The organism is Actinokineospora auranticolor, from assembly GCF_002934265.1.
Lineage (GTDB): Bacteria > Actinomycetota > Actinomycetes > Mycobacteriales > Pseudonocardiaceae > Actinokineospora > Actinokineospora auranticolor.
Genome location: NZ_PTIX01000017.1, coordinates 1 through 18922 on the forward strand (window position 1 = coordinate 1; position 18922 = coordinate 18922).

At 70.0% G+C, this 18922-nt stretch carries 21 protein-coding genes; 4 read left to right on the forward strand and 17 right to left on the reverse strand.

Annotated features, from left to right (window positions below):
• Nucleotides 1–86: 86 nt before the first annotated feature.
• Nucleotides 87–266 carry a DUF397 domain-containing protein gene (locus CLV40_RS25605; RefSeq protein ID WP_104481543.1) on the reverse strand — a complete coding sequence of 60 codons (180 nt, stop codon included), beginning with the start codon at nt 264–266 and terminating at the stop codon, nt 87–89.
• Nucleotides 263–1129: a helix-turn-helix domain-containing protein gene (locus CLV40_RS25610; protein ID WP_181043738.1), complete on the reverse strand. Its 867-nt coding sequence runs from the start codon at nt 1127–1129 to the stop codon at nt 263–265. Before CLV40_RS25610 ends, CLV40_RS25605 begins: the two co-directional genes overlap by 4 nt.
• Nucleotides 1130–1278: 149 nt before the next feature.
• Here CLV40_RS25610 and CLV40_RS25615 point away from each other — a divergent pair, with 149 nt between their 5' ends.
• The gene (locus CLV40_RS25615) at nt 1279–1494 is read left to right on the forward strand and encodes a hypothetical protein (protein ID WP_104481545.1); all 216 of its coding nucleotides are present in this window, start codon (nt 1279–1281) and stop codon (nt 1492–1494) included.
• Nucleotides 1495–1546: 52 nt separating this feature from the next.
• On the opposite strand, the gene ggt is transcribed toward CLV40_RS25615, so the two are convergent.
• From ggt to CLV40_RS25635, 4 genes are all read right to left on the reverse strand, one after another.
• Nucleotides 1547–3343: a gamma-glutamyltransferase gene (gene ggt / locus CLV40_RS25620; protein WP_181043739.1), complete on the reverse strand. Its 1797-nt coding sequence runs from the start codon at nt 3341–3343 to the stop codon at nt 1547–1549.
• A gap of 217 nt (nt 3344–3560) precedes the next feature.
• Complete coding sequence (murA, locus tag CLV40_RS25625) at nt 3561–4829, reverse strand: UDP-N-acetylglucosamine 1-carboxyvinyltransferase (RefSeq protein WP_104481546.1); 1269 nt, start codon at nt 4827–4829, stop codon at nt 3561–3563.
• Nucleotides 4830–4894: 65 nt separating this feature from the next.
• Nucleotides 4895–5332 carry a DUF2550 domain-containing protein gene (locus CLV40_RS25630; RefSeq protein WP_104481547.1) on the reverse strand — a complete coding sequence of 146 codons (438 nt, stop codon included), beginning with the start codon at nt 5330–5332 and terminating at the stop codon, nt 4895–4897.
• A gap of 30 nt (nt 5333–5362) precedes the next feature.
• Nucleotides 5363–5728, reverse strand: a complete 366-nt coding sequence (locus CLV40_RS25635) for a F0F1 ATP synthase subunit epsilon (RefSeq protein ID WP_181043740.1) — start codon at nt 5726–5728, stop codon at nt 5363–5365.
• Between the two features lie 122 nt (nt 5729–5850).
• On the opposite strand from CLV40_RS25635, the gene CLV40_RS25640 reads away from it, so the two are divergent.
• Both CLV40_RS25640 and CLV40_RS25645 read left to right on the forward strand, forming a co-directional pair.
• On the forward strand, nt 5851–6360 hold the full coding sequence (locus tag CLV40_RS25640) for a SigE family RNA polymerase sigma factor (RefSeq protein WP_104481549.1): 510 nt from the start codon (nt 5851–5853) through the stop codon (nt 6358–6360).
• A complete protein-coding gene (locus CLV40_RS25645; protein WP_104481550.1) occupies nt 6357–7733 on the forward strand; it encodes a hypothetical protein in 1377 nt (458 codons plus the stop codon). Before CLV40_RS25640 ends, CLV40_RS25645 begins: the two co-directional genes overlap by 4 nt.
• 59 nt (nt 7734–7792) lie before the next feature.
• Here the strand turns inward: CLV40_RS25645 and atpD are convergent, their stop codons facing one another.
• From atpD to CLV40_RS25700, 11 genes are all read right to left on the reverse strand, one after another.
• Nucleotides 7793–9223, reverse strand: coding sequence for a F0F1 ATP synthase subunit beta (gene atpD / locus CLV40_RS25650; RefSeq protein WP_104481551.1), 1431 nt, complete (start codon nt 9221–9223; stop codon nt 7793–7795).
• Nucleotides 9223–10161, reverse strand: coding sequence for a F0F1 ATP synthase subunit gamma (locus CLV40_RS25655; RefSeq protein ID WP_104481552.1), 939 nt, complete (start codon nt 10159–10161; stop codon nt 9223–9225). Before CLV40_RS25655 ends, atpD begins: the two co-directional genes overlap by 1 nt.
• A gap of 13 nt (nt 10162–10174) precedes the next feature.
• Nucleotides 10175–11815 carry a F0F1 ATP synthase subunit alpha gene (gene atpA, locus CLV40_RS25660; RefSeq protein ID WP_104481553.1) on the reverse strand — a complete coding sequence of 547 codons (1641 nt, stop codon included), beginning with the start codon at nt 11813–11815 and terminating at the stop codon, nt 10175–10177.
• Between the two features lie 45 nt (nt 11816–11860).
• Nucleotides 11861–12697, reverse strand: coding sequence for a F0F1 ATP synthase subunit delta (locus CLV40_RS25665; protein ID WP_104481554.1), 837 nt, complete (start codon nt 12695–12697; stop codon nt 11861–11863).
• 12 nt (nt 12698–12709) lie between these two features.
• Entirely contained in the window at nt 12710–13264 is a 555-nt protein-coding gene (locus CLV40_RS25670; RefSeq protein ID WP_374066585.1) for a F0F1 ATP synthase subunit B, read from the reverse strand.
• 41 nt (nt 13265–13305) lie between these two features.
• Nucleotides 13306–13566 (reverse strand): ATP synthase subunit c family protein, encoded by a 261-nt coding sequence (locus CLV40_RS25675; protein ID WP_104481555.1) that lies wholly within the window; start codon nt 13564–13566, stop codon nt 13306–13308.
• 63 nt (nt 13567–13629) lie between these two features.
• Nucleotides 13630–14412, reverse strand: a complete 783-nt coding sequence (atpB, locus tag CLV40_RS25680) for a F0F1 ATP synthase subunit A (RefSeq protein WP_104481556.1) — start codon at nt 14410–14412, stop codon at nt 13630–13632.
• A gap of 211 nt (nt 14413–14623) precedes the next feature.
• The gene (locus CLV40_RS25685) at nt 14624–15229 is read right to left on the reverse strand and encodes a Cg1360 family ATP-synthase-associated protein (RefSeq protein WP_146108245.1); all 606 of its coding nucleotides are present in this window, start codon (nt 15227–15229) and stop codon (nt 14624–14626) included.
• A complete protein-coding gene (locus CLV40_RS25690) occupies nt 15226–16380 on the reverse strand; it encodes a glycosyltransferase family 4 protein (protein ID WP_104481558.1) in 1155 nt (384 codons plus the stop codon). The genes CLV40_RS25685 and CLV40_RS25690 overlap by 4 nt, the downstream gene beginning before the upstream one ends.
• 205 nt (nt 16381–16585) lie before the next feature.
• Nucleotides 16586–17233 (reverse strand): L-threonylcarbamoyladenylate synthase, encoded by a 648-nt coding sequence (locus tag CLV40_RS25695; RefSeq protein ID WP_104481680.1) that lies wholly within the window; start codon nt 17231–17233, stop codon nt 16586–16588.
• Between the two features lie 34 nt (nt 17234–17267).
• Entirely contained in the window at nt 17268–18140 is an 873-nt protein-coding gene (locus CLV40_RS25700) for a tetratricopeptide repeat protein (protein WP_104481559.1), read from the reverse strand.
• A gap of 167 nt (nt 18141–18307) precedes the next feature.
• Between CLV40_RS25700 and CLV40_RS25705 the strand changes: the two genes are divergently transcribed.
• Entirely contained in the window at nt 18308–18898 is a 591-nt protein-coding gene (locus tag CLV40_RS25705; protein WP_104481560.1) for a hypothetical protein, read from the forward strand.
• The last annotated feature ends 24 nt before the right edge of the window (nt 18899–18922 follow it).

Genomic DNA, 18922 nt, shown 5'->3' on the forward strand with positions numbered 1-18922 from the left:
ATCCACACCGAACCCGGAGGCCCTCCCTCATTTCAAGATCATCCGATCACGTGTCGGACCGTTCGCAACGTCTCGGGTCAGTACACCTAGCCGCGCTTGACGGAGTGGAGCAAGGCGGCGAGGGAGTGCGGAGTCAGGTGGAGGGCGCCTGCGGAGCGGTTCTTGGTGTCCCGGATCAGGGTCTCACCAGGCCCACGCCCGACCTCGACGCAGTCGTTGTTGGGCAAGCTGAATGAGCTGACCCGCCACATCATGGTGCTCTTCATCGTTCCGACTCCAGTTGGTCTGCCTTGCGGCTGAACAGGGCCGCCGTATCTTTCTCCGACAACGCAAGGGATTGGACATCATCGAGGGCTCCGGCGAACTTCGCTACATCTCGAGCGCCTTCGATCCACTCCCCGCCACCGAAGTACTCGACATAGACCACATCCGGATCTACAGCGGGCTCGGCGAATCCCAGAAGCGTAACCGCTCCTGGAATCACGCTGTATTCCCCCGCCCCGAAGGGGATCACACGGATGGAGATGTTCGGCGCGCTGCCGAGAGCAACCAGATGGCGGAGCTGCTCGGCCATGATCACCGGGCCACCGACAACGCGGTGTATCACGGCTTCATCCAGGAGAACCGCCATCGACAGGGGGTCGGGTTCGGCGAATCGCCCCCTCCGCAACTCCATGGAGGCGGCATCCCGCTCGACATCAATGGGCGAGTCGATGAACCGGTCGAGCACCCGGTAGAACGCGGAGCGGTAGCTCACCGTCTGGAGTGGTCCCGGCAAGATCAGCAGGTGCAGCGTGCGCGCGGAAATTGCCTCATTCCATGCCTTTACGAACGCTCGGTACCGGGGCGGCATGGCCGACGAGTGCTCTAGAGGCGCGGCTTCCTGGCCTGCTTCCTCCCACAACTCCTCCGCGTGCTGCCGCTGATCGGCGGTGGCCTGGTAGAGACCGAGCATCGCGGTCAAGGCGGAGAAGTCGCATCGGCTATGGCCGTTCTCGATGCGGGACACCGTGGACGGGGACTTGCGGAGCAGCTTGGCCACTGCCTCGGGCTTGAGCCCGGCATGGTCGCGCAGGTCGGCTAGATACCGCCCCAGCTTGCGCTTCCGACGGGTCTGAACGCTGGGCAACACCGCTCCTCGACGTGCTAGGCAACCTGCGGACGCACCTTACCGCCGGTCGGGTGTCGACTACTTCACTCGATAGGTGCAATGCGCGAGTGCATTGCACCTTGCTACCGTCGGCCTGCAAACTTTCCGCAACACAGGAGCGTAGATCCATGACCAGGTCCTACAGCGAGGGGTTCTCCGCCGGTCTCACCGTGGCGGTCGACTTCTGCCCCATCACCCACACCGTCTCCGCCGACCGCATCGACTTCACCTTCAACTCCGACGAAGACCTCACGATCACCTTCAGCCCCAAGGGCCTGGACACCCTCATCGACCGCGCCGTCGCGGCACGTGCGGAGTTCCGGGAGCTCCAGACCGCCCGGTGAAGGCGAAACCGGGGCCGACCTCGGTGAGGTCGGCCCCGGTTCGCGAACAGGGCTAGCGGGCGGGGTGGACGACCCCGGCCGACGTACCACTGCGGCGGACGGGTTCACCCGCGGCCGTGATCTGGCCGTTGCCGGTGAACTCCAGCGCCGCCGCGGCGCCGATCTCGGCCTGCTCGGTGAACTGGTGGCGGTAGAAGTTCCCCAGCTCCGGGTAGGCCGCGATGAAGGCGGGCTCCGCCGTCACCGTGGGGGTGTTGCGCTGGCTGGCCCGGGGGGCCGCCACCGCGGACGGGAGGTCGAGCTTGAAATCGATCCGGTTGAGGATGATCTGCAGGACCGTCGTGATGATGGTCGAGCCGCCCGGGGAGCCGAGGGCGAGCCAGGGCTTGCCGTCCTTCAGCACGATGGTCGGGGACATGCTGGACCTCGGGCGCTTGCCCGCGGCCGGGAGGTTGGGGTCCGGGGCGGCGCCCTGGGTGGGGGTGAAGTTGAAGTCGGTGAGCTGGTTGTTCAGCAGGAAGCCGCGGCCCGGGACGACGATGCCGCTGCCGCCGACCTGCTCCAGCGTGTTGGTGTACGACACGACGTTGCCGCGCGCGTCGGCCACCACGAAGTGGTTCGTGTGGACCTCGTTCTCCGCGGTCGGCGTCGCGGACGGGGGCGGCGGGTAGCACGGGCCCGGCGAGAGCGGGTTGCCCGGGGCGACCGGCGCGGGCCGGGCGCGGATCGGGTCGATCTGGCAGCCCCGCACGTCCGCGTAGGACTGGGACAGCAGCGCCTCGGTCGGCACGTCCACGAACTTGGGGTCACCCACGTAGCGTCCCCGGTCCGCGTACGCCAGCTTCGTGGCCTCCAGGTAGTAGTGCAGCGCCCAGGTGCGGTCGCGGTTGGCGAGCTCGAACTTCTCCAGGATGTTCAGCGATTCCCCGACCGTGGTACCACCGCTGGATGACGGCGCCATGCCGTACACGTCGTAGTCCCGGTACTGCACCTTCGTCGGCGCCTGGTCCAGCGGCCGGTACGCGCGCAGGTCCCCGACCGCCAGCTTGCCCTTCGGCGGCGTGATGGTCGCGCCCGGCGCCAACGGCGGGTTCTGCGCGGTGTTGGCCACGTCCCGCCCGATAGAGCCGCCGTAGAAGGCGCGGGTGCCGTTTCGGGCGATCTCCTTGTACGTGCGCGCCAGGTCCGGGTTGCGCAGCGTCGAGCCGACCGCGGGCGGCGCACCGCCCGGCAGGTACAGCGCGGACGTCGAGCTGAACTGCTTGAACCGGTCCTGGTTCTGCTCGATCTCCTTGCGCAGCTGCGGCGTCACCGGGAAACCCTGCTCGGCCACGCGGATGGCGGGCTTCAGGGCGTCGTCCAAGTCGTACTTGCCCCAGCGCTGCAAGGCGCGCTCCCACAGGGCCAGGTTGCCGGGCGTGCCGACCGAGAGGCCGCTGGTCACGGCGTCGGCGAAGGCGTACGGCTGGCCGGTGGCGGGGTTGACGAACAGCTTGTCGTCGGCGGTCGCGGGAGCCGTCTCCCGACCGTCGATTGTGGACACCTTGCCGCTCTTGGCGTCGTAGTAGACGAAGTAGCCGCCACCACCGAGACCGGCCATGTTCGGGTCGGTGACACCGAGGGTCGCCGCGACCGCGACAGCCGCGTCGGCGGCGGTACCGCCCCGGCGGAGGACGTCCAGCCCCGCCTGCGTGGCCTGCACCGTGTCCGAGACGACGGCACCGCCGGAGCCCTTTGCCACGGGCACCTTGTCCAACCGCGGGGAGGCGGATGCCCCTGGTACCGCTACCAATCCGACGGTGGCGACCGCCGCCACCGAGCAGATCCCGATTCTGCGCCTGACCCGCATCACGACCCTCTTCCGTTGGTCAAAACAGGTGGTCCCGTTGTACTAGGCCACTACAACGGGAACCACCGCCAATCGGACCGGATCGGACAGCGGGAAGGTGGTATGCGGATGGGCCATCAGGGTGAATGCGAGCGACCGGTCACTCGTCGCCGAGAAATCCTCAGCGACCAGAAGTTGCGCTCGCGCAACTTGCGTGGCCGATAGGCAAAGAAAACGACTACCGGGCGGGTTCGGCGTCCACGCGTTTGATGTCGGCGCCCAGGCGCTGCATGTTTTCCACGAACTTGGGATATCCGCGATCGATGTGGAAAACGTCCCAGACCTCGGTGACGCCGTCGGCGCACAGGCCCGCCAGGACCAGGCCGACGCCCGCGCGGATGTCCGACGCCCACACGGGCGCGCTGGAGAGCTGCGGCACCCCCCGGACGACCGCGTGGTGGCCGTCGGTGCGCGCGTCGGCGCTCATCCGGATCATCTCCTCGACGAACCGGAACCGGGCCTCGAACAGGTTCTCGGTGATCATCGAGGTGCCGTCGGCGATGGCGGTCAGCGCGATGGCGAAGGGCTGCAGGTCGGTGGCGAACCCCGGGTAGGGCAGGGTCACGAAGTCCACCGCGCCGGGGCGGTCGTGCTGCACGACGCGGAATCCGTCGTCGAAGGTGGTGATGTCGGCGCCCGCGGTGCGCAGCTTCTCCAGGACCAGGTCCAGGTGGTGCGGGTTGACGCCCTTGACCGTGATGTCGCCCCGGGTCATCGCGGCGGCGAACGCCCAGGTGGCGCCGACGATCCGGTCGCCGACCACGCGGTGCTCGGTGGGCTGCAGCGAGGTGACGCCGTGGACCGTCAGCGTGGAGGTGCCCGCGCCCTCGACCTTGGCGCCCATCTGCTGCAGCATCAGGCACAGGTCGACGATCTCCGGCTCGCGCGCGGCGTTGTCGATGACCGTGGTGCCCTCGGCCAGCACGGCGGCCATCAGGATGTTCTCGGTGGCGCCGACGCTGGGGAAGTCCAGCCAGATCTGGGCGCCGCGCAGGTTCTCCGCCTGGGCGACCACGCAGCCGTGCTCGATCTCGCTGCTGGCGCCGAGCTGGCGCAGGCCGTTCTGGTGCATGTCCAGCGGTCGCGAGCCGATCGCGTCGCCGCCGGGCAGCGCCACGACCGCGCGCTTGCAGCGGCCGACCAGCGGGCCGAGCACGCACACCGACGCCCGCAGCTTGCCCATCGACGCCGAGTCGGCGCGGTGGTTCAGCTCGGCCGGGGTGGTGATCCGCACGACGCCGCCGTCGACGGTGACCTCGCAGCCGAGGCTGCGCAGGACGTCGGCCATGAGGGGGACGTCGAGGATCTCCGGGCAGTTGGTCAGGGTGGTGGTGCCCTCGGCGAGCAGCGCCGCCGCCATCAGCTTGAGCACGCTGTTCTTGGCGCCGACGACCTCGACCGTACCGACGAGCCGCGCCCCGCCGCGGACCTGGAAATGCTCTGTCACGTCGGCAATGATGCCCGCCGCGTCCGGCTGCCGGACGGGCGGGTGCCCACGCGCTCGCCGGGCGCCTAAGAGGCCCAGGGGAGGCGTTTGCCGGGTGGGGCGCTCTCCATCCAGGAGAGGAAGCCGGTGAGGGCGTCGGGGCCCATGGCGAGTTCCACGGCCGGGGCGCCACCGGCGGGTTCGAAGCGCAGGACGCGGGAGCCGGTGGGCATGTTCGGGGTCTCGATGTGCTCCGGTTCGCGCCGGGAGGCGATCTCCAGGCCGTCCCGGTGGATCACCCGGTCGGGGCCGGTGCGCAGGCTCAGCGCCCGGAACCAGGTGAACTCGTCGCCCTGGTAGCGGCCCACGCCGAGGTGCCAGCCCTTGGCCGGGTCGTCGAAGCGGTCCCGCAGGGCCACGTGGATGCCGCCCGCCCGCAGCAGGCGGATGCGGCGCAGCACGAGCAGGAGGAGGACGGTGAGGACCACCCCCAAGGCGGCCACGACCAGCAAGCTGATGTCCACCGGCGCCGCCCCCTGCCCGCTAGGCCGTCATCAGACCGCGTGCTCGGCGGCGCGGACCCGGGCCGCGGCCCTGGTGCGCTCGGCCTCGTCGGCGTTCTGCAGGTCGGCCCGGGCCCGGTCGATGTCGATCTCACCGGAGAGCTCGGCGGACTCGGCCAGGATGCTGACCGCCTCCGCGGTGACCGAGAGGAAACCACCCAGGACGGCGGCGTAGATGGTCTCGCCCGCGGAGGTGCGGATCTTCACCACACCGTTGTCCACCAGCCTGCCCAGGACCGGCTCGTGACCGGGCATGATGCCGATCTCGCCCTCGGTCGTCTGGGCGACCACGAACGTGGCGCTGCCCGACCACAGGAGTCGTTCGACGGCGACCAACTGGACGGACATCTCAGCCACGGTTTCTCCTCACAAGCACCCGGTTGCGGGCCAGTCTAGTCGACACCCCCGGCAACCTCGCCCGCCAGCCCGGTGTCGACGCAGTCAGACCGACCACACCACCGAACACCGAAAGACTGGGGGTGGGCACCATCAAGGCCGACGACGAGTTCGCCGAGTTCGTCGCACACCGGTCCACCGCGCTGCTGCGCACCGCGTACCTGCTCTGCGCGGGCGACCGCGGCGCCGCGGAGGACCTGCTCCAGGACGTCCTCGAACGGGTCTACGCGCGCCGCGGCCGGGTGCACGGCGAACTCGAGCCGTACGTGCGCGCCGCCATGGCCAACGCCTCGGCGAACCGCTGGCGGCACCGCTCGCGGCGGGTCACCGAAGCGCCGCTGGACACCGCCCGCGAGCCGGGCGTGCGCGGCCACGAGGGCGGCGTGCTCGACCGCGACGAGGTGACCCGGGCGCTGGGCGGGCTGCCCGCCCGGATGCGCGCCGTGCTGGTCCTGCGGTTCTTCGACGACCTGTCCGAGGCGGAGACCGCCGCCGCGCTGGGGGTCAGCGCGGGCACCGTCAAGAGCCAGACCTCGCGCGGGTTGGAACGGCTGCGCGCGCTGCTGGGCACCCACGATCTGACAAGGCGATGAGTACCTTGGACACCACCGAACTGGCCCGGCTGCTGCGGGACGCGACAGCGGAGGTCACCGCACCCCCCGGTTTCGACACCGAGGTCATCCGCGGCGGTCGCAGGCGTCGATTTCGCCGCCGAACGACCGTGGCGGGGACACTGGCCCTCGTCGTGGCGACGGGCGCGGTGACCGCGACCCTGCCGTGGCACCACGACGCCCCGGCGGCGGGCGCGCTCGTCTCCGCCGCCCACAACCCCATGCTCACCACCAAGACCCGGGGCGAACTGCGGACCGACACCGCCTACCTGCAGGCGGCCGAGGACGCGTTCACCTACGGCATGGCCCGCTCCCCCAACGGCGACCAGCGGCTCGTCGACACCCCGCACGTCTACTGGGCGGACGAGACCCCCGCCGGGCGGGTGGCCGTCGTGATCCAGCGGCGCGCGGCGGAGCGCGGCACCGCGAAGCAGGCGAACGGCACCTACCTCGACCTGAGCACCCTGGAGCCGACCGTCATCGGCCTGGTCGTCGGCGACAAGCCCCGGCTGGTGACCGCGATGCTCGGCGAGCCGCACGGCCTGGCCGACGGCTTCACCTTCCTCTTCGGCGACCACGACCGCTACGGCCTGGTCTTCGCCGAGCTGAGCACGCTGTGGTACTCGCCGGAGTGGGTCATCGGCCAGGACGGCAAGGGCGCGCGCCAGTGGACCGAGGTGCCCAAGGTGGACGACGGCGTCGGGTTCTTCACGCTCCCGCCGTCGGTGGACAGCCGCGACACGCGGGTCATCCTGGGGCTGGGCCCGGAGCGGATGGCGGCGGACAAGCTCATCCCGATCAACCGCGCCTCGCTCTACAACGAGGGCTACGACAGGCAGCGCAATCCCATCGCCAAGCGCAGCACCAACCTGCCCGCGGACGCCCCCATCCGGGCCGTGGGCAGCACGTCCCCACCCCTGCAGGACTCCGTCGTCAGCCTGCAGGACGCGCTGGTGCGGGCCGGGTACGCCGACCCGCTCGGCCCGCGGGCCGAGGCGGGCTTCCAGTTCATCGCCGACCTCCCCGGCATCACCAGCGTGGTGGCCCTGGAGTTCACCCCCACCTTCGGCGGCAGCAGGCTCTACGTGGCGCTGCGCAACTACGACGGCGGCGTCACGCAGTGGGTCTACATCAGCCGGTTGACGGGGGTGGACCGGCGGATCCCGTTGAGCGCCCGGCTCCAGCACGGCATCGGCACGCTCGTCATCGCGGTGGACAAGTCGCTGCGGTACCGCACCTCCGCCGACGCCCCCTGGATCGACGCGGGCAGCCAGGTCGCGGTCCTGCCCCCGAGCGCCCGGTACTGCGAGTACCGCGGCGCGACCGGCCTCCCGGAGGTCACCGCCCTGCCGTGAGCGCGAACCGGGCCGGTGTCCACAGAGGACACCGGCCCGGTTCGTCGAACTAGACTAGCTCACTTCTTGGTGAGCTGCGCGTACTTGCGCTCCAGGTCGTCGAGACCACCGATGGAGAGGAACGCCTGCTCCGGCACGTGGTCGTACTCGCCCTTGGCGACGCGGTCGAACGCCTCGATGGTGTCGGCCACCTTGACGAACGAGCCCTCCTCGCCGGTGAACTTCTGCGCGACGAAGAAGTTCTGCGACAGGAAGCGCTCGATGCGGCGGGCCCGGTTCACCGTCACCTTGTCCTCTTCGGACAACTCGTCCATGCCGAGGATGGCGATGATGTCCTGCAGCTCCTTGTACTTCTGCAGGATCCGCTTGACCTCCTGCGCCACCCGGTAGTGCTCGTCGCCGACCACGGCCGGGTCGAGGATCCGGGAGGACGAGGACAGCGGGTCGACCGCCGGGTAGATGCCCTTCTGGGAGATCGGACGGGAGAGCTCCGTCGTCGCGTCCAGGTGGGCGAAGGTGGTCGCCGGGGCCGGGTCGGTGTAGTCGTCGGCGGGCACGTAGATCGCCTGCATCGAGGTGATCGAGCGACCCCGGGTCGAGGTGATGCGCTCCTGCAGCTCGCCCATCTCGTCGGCCAGCGTCGGCTGGTAACCCACGGCGGAGGGCATGCGGCCCAGCAGGGTCGACACCTCGGAACCGGCCTGGGTGAACCGGAAGATGTTGTCGATGAACAGCAGCACGTCCTGGTTCTGCACATCGCGGAAGTACTCCGCCATGGTCAGCGCGGACAGGGCGACGCGCATGCGCGTGCCCGGCGGCTCGTCCATCTGACCGAACACCAGCGCGGTGTCGGGGAGAACCCCCATCTCCTCCATCTCGAGGAAGAGGTCGGTGCCCTCGCGGGTGCGCTCGCCGACTCCGGCGAACACCGAGGTGCCACCGAAGTTGCGGGCGATACGGGTGATCATCTCCTGGATGAGCACCGTCTTGCCGACACCGGCACCGCCGAACAGGCCGATCTTGCCGCCCTCGACGTACGGGGTGAGCAGGTCGATGACCTTCACACCGGTCTCGAGGACCTTGGTCTTGCCCTCGAGCTGGTCGAACGCCGGGGGACGGCGGTGGATGCGCCAGCGCTCGGCGTCCGCGGCGTGGCCGGGGGCGTCGAGGCACTCGCCGAGCGCGTTGAACACGTGGCCCTTGACCGCGTCGCCCACCGGCACGGAGATGGCCTCGCCGGTGTCGCGCACCGGGGTGCCGCGCACCAGGCCGTCCTGGGGCGCCATGGAGATGCAGCGCACCAGGTTGTCGCCGAGGTGCTGGGCGACCTCGAGGGTGATGGTCTTCTTCAGCGACTCAAGCTCGACGTCGACCTTGAGCGCGTTGTAGAGGTCGGGCACGGAGTCGCGCGGGAACTCCACGTCGACGACGGGGCCGATCACCCGGACGACGCGACCGACCGCGGTCTTCGGTTCCTGAATGGCAGTCATCACTCATCACTTCCTGCGGCGGCGAGCGCCTCCACACCACCGACGATCTCGCTGATCTCCTGGGTGATCTGCGCCTGGCGGACCTGGTTGGCGACACGGGTGAAGCTCTTGACTAGCTCGTCGGCGTTGTCCGTTGCGGACTTCATCGCCGTGCGGCGGGCCGCGGACTCGGACGCCGCCGACTCCAGCAGTGCCGCGTAGATGCGGGTGTTGATGTACTTCGGGAGCAGGTGGTCGAGCAGCACCTCGGCGCTGGGCTCGAAGGAGTACGCCGAGGACAGGCCCCCGGCTTCCTTCTCCTGCTCCAGGTACTCCAGTTCCAGCGGCGCGATCCGGGTCGCGACCGGCCGCTGCGAGAGCATCGAGCGGAACTCGGTGTAGACGATGTGCAACTCGTCCACGCCCAGCACGCCGTCGGCGCCCGGCTTGTTGTCGACGTCGTCCTCACCGTGCAGGAAGGACTGGATCATCGTCTGGCTGGCCTCGACGGCGTCGGAGTAGTTGGGCCGCTCGGAGAAGCCGGTCCAACTGCCCTTCACCGCGCGCTGGCGGAACCGGAAGTAGTTGAGGCCCTTGCGACCGATCACCCACACGACCGGTTCCTTGCCCTGCTCCCGGAGCATGGCGATGAGCTCCTCGGCCCGCTTGATGGCGTTGGCGTTGTAGCCACCGCACAGCCCGCGGTCGGAGGTCACCACCAGCACACCCGCCCGGCGGTACTTCGGGCGCGGGCGCAGCAGCGGCGAGTCGAGGTTCGACGCGCCGGTGGCCAGCGCGGTGAGCACCGAGGTGATCTCCTCCGCGTACGGCTTGGCCGCGGCGACCCTCGCCTGCGCCTTGCTGATCCGCGAGGTCGCGATCAGCTCCTGCGCCTTGAAGATCTTCTTGAATGACTGGGCCGACTTGATCCGCTGGCGGATCTCCCGGAGCTGTGCCATGCCTGCGCCGCCCTTACTCGGTCGGGGAGGGCTTGTTGACCTTGACGGTCTCCTGGCCCACCGCGTTCGCGTCGAGGGCGCCCGCCTGCACGTCGCGCACGCTGCCGCCCGTGCCCGCGGTGAAGCTCTCCTTGAACGACTTGACCGCCGCGAGGAGCCGCTCGGTGTTGTCGTCGGAGAGCGCCCGCGAGACCCGGATCTCGTCGAGGATGCCCGCGTGCCGGTGCCGCAGGTTCTCCAGCAGCTCCGACTCGAACCGGCGCACGTCGCCGACGGCCACGTCGTCGAGGTGGCCCTTGGTGCCGACCCAGATCGAGACGACCTGCTCCTCGACCGCGACCGGGGAGTACTGGCCCTGCTTGAGCAGCTCCATCATCCGGGTGCCGCGCTCGAGCTGGGCCTTGGAGGTGGCGTCGAGGTCGGAGGCGAAGGCCGCGAAGGCCTCCAGCTCGCGGTACTGGGCCAGCTCCAGGCGCAGCGTGGACGCGACGGACTTCATCGCCTTGGTCTGCGCGGCGGTGCCGACGCGGGAGACCGAGGTACCGACGTTGACCGCCGGGCGCTGGCCCGAGTTGAACAGGTCCGACTCCAGGAAGCACTGGCCGTCGGTGATGGAGATGACGTTGGTGGGGATGTAGGCGGAGATGTCGTTCGCCTTGGTCTCGATGATCGGCAGACCGGTCATCGAGCCGCCACCGAGCTCCTCGGAGAGCTTCGCGCAGCGCTCCAGCAGGCGCGAGTGCAAGTAGAAGACGTCGCCCGGGTACGCCTCGCGGCCCGGCGGGCGGCGCAGCAGCAGCGAGATCGCGCGGTACGCCTCGGCCTGCTTGGTCAGGTCGTCGAAGATGATCAGGACGTGCTTGCCCTGGTACATCCAGTGCTGGCCGAGCGCGGAGCCGGTGTACGGCGCCAGCCACTTGAAGCCCGCGGAGTCCGAGGCGGGGGCGGCGACGATGGTGGTGTACTCCAGCGCGCCCGCCTCCTCCAGCGCGGACTTGACGCCCGCGATGGTGGAGCCCTTCTGGCCGACGGCGACGTAGATGCAGCGGACCTGCTGCTTCGGGTCGCCGGACTCCCAGGCCTTCTTCTGGTTGATGATGGTGTCGACGCAGACCGTGGTCTTGCCGGTCTTGCGGTCACCGATGATCAGCTGGCGCTGGCCGCGGCCGATCGGGGTCATCGAGTCGATGGCCTTGATGCCGGTCTGCAGCGGCTCGCCGACCGGCTGGCGCTGCACCACCGTGGCGGCCTGCAGCTCGAGGACGCGCTCGCCGTCGGCGGGGATCTCGCCGAGGCCGTCGATCGGGTTGCCCAGCGGGTCGATGACCCGGCCCAGGAAGGCGTCGCCGACCGGCACGGAGAGGACCTTGCCGGTCCGCTTGACCTCCTGGCCCTCCTCGATCTTGTCGTAGTCACCGAGGATGGCCGCGCCGATCTCGCGGGCGTCCAGGTTCAGCGCCACGCCCAGCACGCCGCCGGGGAACTCCAGCAGCTCGTTGGCCATGGCCGAGGGCAGCCCCTCGACGTGGGCGATGCCGTCGCCGGTGTCGGAAACCACACCGACCTCTTCCCGGTTGACGTCCGGGGAGTAGCTGGAGACGTAGTTTTCGATCGCACTGCGGATCTCGTCCGACGAGATCGTCAGCTCCGCCATGGGGTTCCTGCTCTCACTTCGTAGCTTGGGGGAAGTCTTGGGGGATCAGCCGGCAAACCGGCGCCGCAGCGCGTCGAGCCGTCCGGTTGTGCTGCCGTCGATGACCTCGTCGCCGACCTTGACCACCAGGCCGCCGCCCAGGTCGGGGTCGATCTCCAGGTGCAGGGCGATCGGCCGGGCGTAGATGCGCTGCAGGGAGGCGGCGAGCCGCTCCTGCTGCGCCTCCGAGAGCGGTCCGGCGGAGATCACGTGCGCGACCGAGCGCTCGCGGCGCTTGGCCGCCTCGGCGGCCAGCTCCTCCAGACCCGTGACGACCTGCCTGCCGCGCGGGCTGCCGACCAGGTTCTCCACCAGCGCCACGGTGGTGCGGTCCACCTTGGCGCCGACCAGCTCGCGGACCAGGGCGACCTTGCCCTCGGTGGCCGCGCCCCGGTCGGTGAGGACCTGCTCCAGGTCGGTGTGGTCGGCGATGATGCGGCCGAGGCGGAACAGCTCGTCCTCGACGGCGTCGAGCCGACCCGCGCGCTCCGCGCCGACCAGCAGCGCGGTGACCGCCAGCGACTCCAGGCCGTCGACCAGTTCGCGCGGGCTGGACCACCGGGCCCCGGCCGCGGTGGTCAGCACCTTGAGCGCCTCGGCGGAGACCTTGCCGGTGAGCAGGTCGGCGACCAGGCGTTCCCGGCCCGCCGAGTCGGTCGAGGAGTCGGCCACCGTGCGCCGCAGACCGATTTCCCGGTCCAGCAGCGCGACGACGGCGAACAGCTCCTCGCCGACGGTGCCCGACGAGGTCGGGCTGCTCTCCAGCACGTCGAGCAGGGTGAGCTCGACGGCGGCGAGCGCCTCCCGGCTCGCCGCGTGCAATGTCGATGCGGTTGCGGTCATCGAAGGATTCCCCTAGCTCTTCACGGTCGCGGAGACCGAGTCCAGCTCGGCGAGGAACCGGTCGACGGTGCCGCGGCGGCGCGCCTCGTCCTCAAGGGACTCGCCGACCACCCGGCTGGCCAGTTCGACGGCCTGGCGCCCCAGCTCGGCGCGCAGCTCCGCGACGATCTGGGCCCGCTGGGCCTCCAACTGCGCCTGGCCCTGGGCCACGATGCGCGCGGACTCCTCCTGGGCCTGGGCGCGCAGCTCTTCCTTGATCTGCTCGGCCTCGGCGCGCGCGTCGTCGCGGATGCGCGCGGACTCGGCACGGGCCTCGGCCAGCTGCGCCTTGTACTGCTGCAGCGCGGCTTCGGCCTCGACCTGGGCCTGCTCGGCCTTCTCGATCCCACCCTCGATCTTGGCGGTGCGCTCGGCGTAGAGCGCCTCGAACTTGGGCGTGACGAACTTGGCCAGGACCCAGACCAGGATGCCGAAGGCGATCAGGCCGAGGATGACCTCGGAGATGTGCGGCACCACCGGGAGTGGGGCCTTCTCATCCTCCGCGAGGAACAGGACTGTTGACGACAGCGCCACAGCGTCTCCCTAAAGCTTGGTCCGCTGGACCTGGGTCAGGCGGAGGCGATGAAGTAGAGAACCAGGCCGATCAGGGCGAGCACCTCGGTGAGCACGAAGGTCTGGAAGCCCAGACCACGCAGCTTGCCTTCGGCCTCCGGCTGGCGGGCGGTGCCGTTGATGACGGCGGCGAAGATCAGACCGACACCGATGCCGGGGCCGATGGCACCCAGGCCGTAGCCGATCATGGCCAGACCCTTGTTGAGCGGGTTCGAGGTGGTCTCGGCGGCCTGGGCGAGGATGAGAGCAGCAGACACGTGCGTTATCCCTTTCAGACTCGGGCCGTCCGAAGCGGACGGACCGGGGCTTGGTCTTGAAACTCAGTGCTCGGCGGCGAGCGCGGAGCCGATGTAGCCCGCGGACAGCAGGGCGAAGATGTAGGCCTGCAGCACCTGGATCAGGGCTTCCAGGAAGGTCATGGCGATCGCCATCAGGAACGCGACCAGCGACACCGGCTTGAGCGGCGCGGAGGCCTCGATCAGCAGGAACTCACCGCCGAGGGTGAACACCAGCAGGATGAGGTGACCCGCGAACATCGCCGCGAACACCCGGATGGCCAGGGTGATCGGGTCCATGAAGAACTTCAGGAAGATCTCGATCGGGGTCAGCAGGAAGTACACCGGCTTCGGGATGCCCGCGGGCATGACCGACTTCTTCAGGTACTTGCCGACACCGAACTTGCGCATGCCCACGATGTGGTAAGTGGGAAAGACGATCAACAGCGCCAGCGCGAGCGGGAACCCGATGTGCGAGAACGTCGGGAACTGGATGATCGGGATGATGCCGAAGATGTTGTTCACCAGGGTGAAGGTGAACAAACCGAGAATCAGGGGTACGTACGGCTTGAACTCTTTCGAGCCGATCTGTTCCCGCGCGATGTTGTTGCGGCCGAAGTCGTACACCGACTCCGCGAGGAACTGGAACTTGCCGGGGACCACCGACAACTTGCGCGAGGCCAGCAGGAAGAAGGCCAGGATGATGATGACCGACAGGACGATCAACACCATCGGCTTGGTCACGTCGCCGAAGATCGGCGGAAGATCGAAGTCCTTGGCGCCAGGAGGAACGAAGGTGCCTTCCTCCGCCAGCACAAGCCTGCCCACAGGGCTCCTTCCGGTTCTCCCGGCCGGCGTCGGGTCCTCCGCCGGGGGAATCGTCACGATCAGGACGTAACGTACCTGACGCGCATGGGGTACCTAGCAGCGGCTGCCACGGCTGGGTTTCCCACCGGAGTGTGAATGGCTCGGGCGCCGCCACTGGCGTCAGGGCGCACCATATCAGCCCCGCTCCCGAGGCCGTACAGGCGTACTGCTTTCAGTTCTCGCTGGTGCCGGCCGGACCCGAATCCTGTGCCGGGAGGATCAAAGTCGGGATCTTCGTGCGGCGGAACGAGATCGTCTCGGCGGCCGCGCTGACCAGAACGACGGCCAGCATCGTGGTACCCAGCGCGAGCACGTGCACTCCGGGGACCGCACGCAGCAGCACGAGGGTGACCAGCAACACGAACATCTTCACCACGAACCCGCCGAGCGCGGCGACCAGCAGCATCTGCACGTTCAGATTCACGGTGCGCCGCACGAGCAGGACCGTGCCCAAGCTCGACAACCCCGCAACGGTACCGCCGACCAACGAGCTCCACAGCCCGGAAGAGCCGCCGACCACCGTCCAGGTGATGACGCCGACGACCCAGGCGCCCAACACCGGCCAGCGCATCGCGCGCCACATCTGGTCGGCCACCAGCAACTGCGCCTGGGCGTGCGTGGTGGGCGCGGGGACGGTGTTCAGCTCGACCTCGGTCGCGCTCTCGGCGGCGGGTTCGGCCGACGACACCTTTTCCGCGGCCGTCGCGCTCCCGTCATGTGCCGTCGACGCCGCGTTTTCCGGTGCGGCGGCCGCTGGGGTGGGTTTGTGCTCGCTCATCGTGACCTCAGTCTAGGGATGGCCGAGACGATCACCGCGACGAGGACGCCGAGGCCGACCGTCCACATGACCGCCGACGCGTCGAAGAGGGTGACGGCCACGGCGCCGAAGGCGAACAGGCCCGCCCACAGGTAGATCAGCAGGACCGCGCGGCGCTGGGAGTGGCCGATCTGCAGCAGGCGGTGGTGCAGGTGCATCTTGTCCGCCGAGAACGGGCTGACGCCCTTGGCGGTGCGCCGGACCACGGCCATCGCCAGGTCCAGCACCGGGATGAACAGCACCGCCATGACGATCAGCAGCGGCGAGAAGATGGCGATCGCGTCGGTGACGCCCCACAGCGACGGGTTCGGCTTGCCGGAGGCGGTCGTGCTCGCGGCGGCCAGCATCAGGCCGATCAGCATCGACCCCGAGTCGCCCATGAAGATGCGCGCGGGTTGGAAGTTGTGCGGCAGGAAGCCCAGGCAGGCCCCGGCCAGGGTGGCGGCGATGAGCGCGGGCGAGTACGTGGCGATGTCGCCGCCGGACAGGTCGAGCAGGTGCAGGGAGAACACGCAGATCGACGCCGCCGCGATCAGCCCGACGCCCGAGGCCAGGCCGTCCAGGCCGTCCACGAAGTTGATCGCGTTGATCATCGTGACGGCCAGCAGGATGGCCAGCAGGCTGCCCTGGTTCTGGTCCAGGATCAGCACCGAGCCGAACACGCCCTGCTCGCCGCCCCACGGCACCCACAGCACGAACCACTGGATGCCGAAGAGCACCAGGATGCCCGCGCAGGTGGTCTGGCCCGCCAGCTTGGTCAGCGAGTCCAACTCGAAGCGGTCGTCGAGCATGCCGATGCCGACGATGATGCCGCCGCCGATGAGCACCGCGACCGGGTCCAGCGAGTAGTCGAAGGCCCGGCGCAGCACCGGCAACTGGTGGGCCAGCAGCATGCCGCCGCAGATGCCCAGGTACATGGCCAGCCCGCCGAGCCGCGGCATGGGCACCACGTGCACGTCGCGCTGGCGGGGGTAGGCGACCGCGCCGATGCGGATGGCGAAGACCCGCACCAGGCCGGTGAGCAGGAACGTGAGCACCGCGGTGACGAGCGCGACCAGCAGGTACTCGCGGACCGGGAGGACCGAGGGGAGGGCGTCGGCGGCCGGGCTCACGCGCGGGCGCTCTCCGCGCGGACCGGGTCTCGGGGCGGCGTGCGCACGGCGGGTCGCATCTCCTTCTCGCGTCGGCGGTTCGATCGGGTCGTGCTCGGTTCCGTCGGCGGGCGGACTGGTCCCCCACCGGGTACCGCGTTCTCGGCTACCGCGGCTGCGACGTCCACAGCGGATGGTGTGCCCCCGCCACTGGCGGGGGCGGCCCTCACCGGGCGGTGCGGACCTCGGTGCCCAGCGCCTCGCGCAGCTTGGCCAGGCTGACGGCGCCCTCGCGCAGCACCAGGGGGTCGTCACCGGTGAGGTCGACGATGGTGGACGGCACCGGGTCGCCGGACGGCCCGCCGTCGAGGTAGACCGAGACCAGGTCGCCGAACTGCTCGACGGCCTCCAGGGCGGTGGCCGCGGGCGGCTGCCCGGAGCGGTTGGCGCTGGAGACCGCCATCGGCCCCACCTCGCGCAGCAGCTCGATGGCCACCGGGTGCAGCGGCATCCGCACCATCACGGTGCCGCCGGTGCGGCCGAGGTCCCAGTTCAGCGACGGGGCGTGCGGCAGCACGATGGACAGGTCGCCCGGCCAGAACGCCTCGATCAGCGTGCGGGCGGTGTGCGGGACCGACAGCACCAGGCCGTCGATGGTCGACCAGGAGCCGACCAGCACGCCGACCGGCATGTCCGGGCCGCGGTTCTTCGCCGCGAGCAGCCCGGCCACCGCGGTGGCGGAGAAGGCGTCGCAGCCGATGCCGTACACGGTGTCGGTCGGGATGACCACGACCCGACCGGAGCGGACCGCGCTGGCCGCCGCGCCGAGGCCGTCCTCGCGCTGACCGCGCTCTCCACAGTCGTAGACCGTCACCCGCGCGAGCCTAGCGGTGTCCGTCACCGACCGGTCACGCGCCTCGCCGGGTGATCCGCCCGGCGAGCACCCGGGCCCGGCTCTCCCAGGCCTGCCTGCGGAAGCGCACCACGATGAGGAACAGCAGGGCGCTGCCCAGCACGATGCCGAGCACGACCAGCACCACGCTGCCGGTGATGCCGCCGACGGCGACCAGGATCAGGCCGAGGGACACCGCGAGCACGGCGAGGCTGACCGCGATGCCCTCCGGCCGCCACTGCCACTTGCGGCCCGCGCGGACCTCGGCGAGCAGCCGCTCGGCGCCGCGCCGCAGCTCGTGGTCGTCGACGTCGAGCTGCAGCACGCGGCGGGCCGCGTGGTCGCAGAGCCGGAGCTGGTACTCGCTGGTGATGACCAGGACCTCGTCGTCGGTGCGGGCCCGGGCCTGGTCGCCGGCGGAGGCCCAGGTGCTGGCGAGGTAGTAGCGCAGCACCGGGTCGGTGCTCGTGCCGAAGCGCCGTTCGAGGTCCCGGGCGGCCGTCTCGGCCTCGTTCCCGGCGACCATGGCCTGGGACATGCCGAGGACGGCCAGGACGTTGTCCGGGTCCAGCTCGACCGCCGCCCGGTAGTGCCGCGCGGCGGTGCGCCAGCGGCCGCGGGCGAGCAGCACGTCACCCATGCCCACCTGGTCGTGCGGGTGCGCGCGCAGCCCGGCGGCCTGCTCGAACCCCGCTATCGCCTCGTCCAACCGGCCCGCGAGCAGCGCGGACCGCGCGGCCGCGGCGAACTGCCCACCGGCGAGCGCGTCGGCGCCACCCACGTGGTTGGCGCTTTTCCCACCGCCGGGCGGTAGGTTGTAGTCGATGTGGTCACCGTCACCCGTGGCCAACTGCCACTTGGCGATGACGTCCTGCCATGTGCGAAGCATTGGATCACCCAGAGCGGCACGCTACCCTCGGTACGCCATACCGATCGGCCATACCGGCCCGCCACGCCGTCGACCGGGGAGTCACCACGACCAGCCGCACGCCACGCCGCAGCCTCCAGCCCAGCTCGCGCTGGCTGGCGTCCTCGCTCGTCGTCGCCTACGCCGCCGTGAGCGCGGCGGTGGGCACCGTGCTGCTCAACGCGCCCAAGGACCCGGACCCGACGGCCCAGTCGACGCCGATCTACGTCTACACGGACGCGCCGACCCCGGAGCCGACGACACCGACGACGAGCCCGAAGCCGTCCCGGGTGGCCATGCCGGTACCGGAGGGCTACCAGCGGGTAGCGGGCCCGGGCGGGTTGGTCACCACGATCCCGAGCGGCTGGAAGATCACCCGGTCGGGTGGCCCGGGGGCGATGCAGGCGACCGACCCGGACGACCCGGGGCGGTACGTGCGGTACGGGGGGTCGGCGGCCCCCGCGGCGGGGATCGTCGAATCGCACGTGGCGTACGAGAAGACGTTCGGCTCGGCCAAGCCGAACTTCACACGGCTGAGCCTCGGCACCACGACGTACCACGGCACGCAGGCGGTGGACTGGGAGTTCGAGCACGACTCCCCCACCGGCAGGCGGCGCGCGCACTCGATGTACTGGCGGGTCGGCGGGATCGAGTACGTCCTGTACGCCAGCTCGACGAGCGCACGGTGGTCCGACACCAAGCCCGTCTACGACACCATGGTCGACAACGCCACGCCGTAGACCGCTGCTCAGGTGCGGCTCAGC

Excerpts from the sequence above, each read along its gene's own strand:
- CLV40_RS25605 (WP_104481543.1), bottom strand. The coding sequence starts at position 266 with ATGAAGAGCACCATGATGTGGCGGGTCAGCTCATTCAGCTTGCCCAAC.
- CLV40_RS25615 (WP_104481545.1), top strand. The coding sequence starts at position 1,279 with ATGACCAGGTCCTACAGCGAGGGGTTCTCCGCCGGTCTCACCGTGGCG.
- ggt (WP_181043739.1), bottom strand. The coding sequence starts at position 3,343 with ATGCGGGTCAGGCGCAGAATCGGGATCTGCTCGGTGGCGGCGGTCGCC.
- CLV40_RS25645 (WP_104481550.1), top strand. The coding sequence starts at position 6,357 with ATGAGTACCTTGGACACCACCGAACTGGCCCGGCTGCTGCGGGACGCG.
- atpD (WP_104481551.1), bottom strand. The coding sequence starts at position 9,223 with ATGACTGCCATTCAGGAACCGAAGACCGCGGTCGGTCGCGTCGTCCGG.
- CLV40_RS25655 (WP_104481552.1), bottom strand. The coding sequence starts at position 10,161 with ATGGCACAGCTCCGGGAGATCCGCCAGCGGATCAAGTCGGCCCAGTCA.
- atpA (WP_104481553.1), bottom strand. The coding sequence starts at position 11,815 with ATGGCGGAGCTGACGATCTCGTCGGACGAGATCCGCAGTGCGATCGAA.
- CLV40_RS25665 (WP_104481554.1), bottom strand. The coding sequence starts at position 12,697 with ATGACCGCAACCGCATCGACATTGCACGCGGCGAGCCGGGAGGCGCTC.
- CLV40_RS25685 (WP_146108245.1), bottom strand. The coding sequence starts at position 15,229 with ATGAGCGAGCACAAACCCACCCCAGCGGCCGCCGCACCGGAAAACGCG.
- CLV40_RS25700 (WP_104481559.1), bottom strand. The coding sequence starts at position 18,140 with ATGCTTCGCACATGGCAGGACGTCATCGCCAAGTGGCAGTTGGCCACG.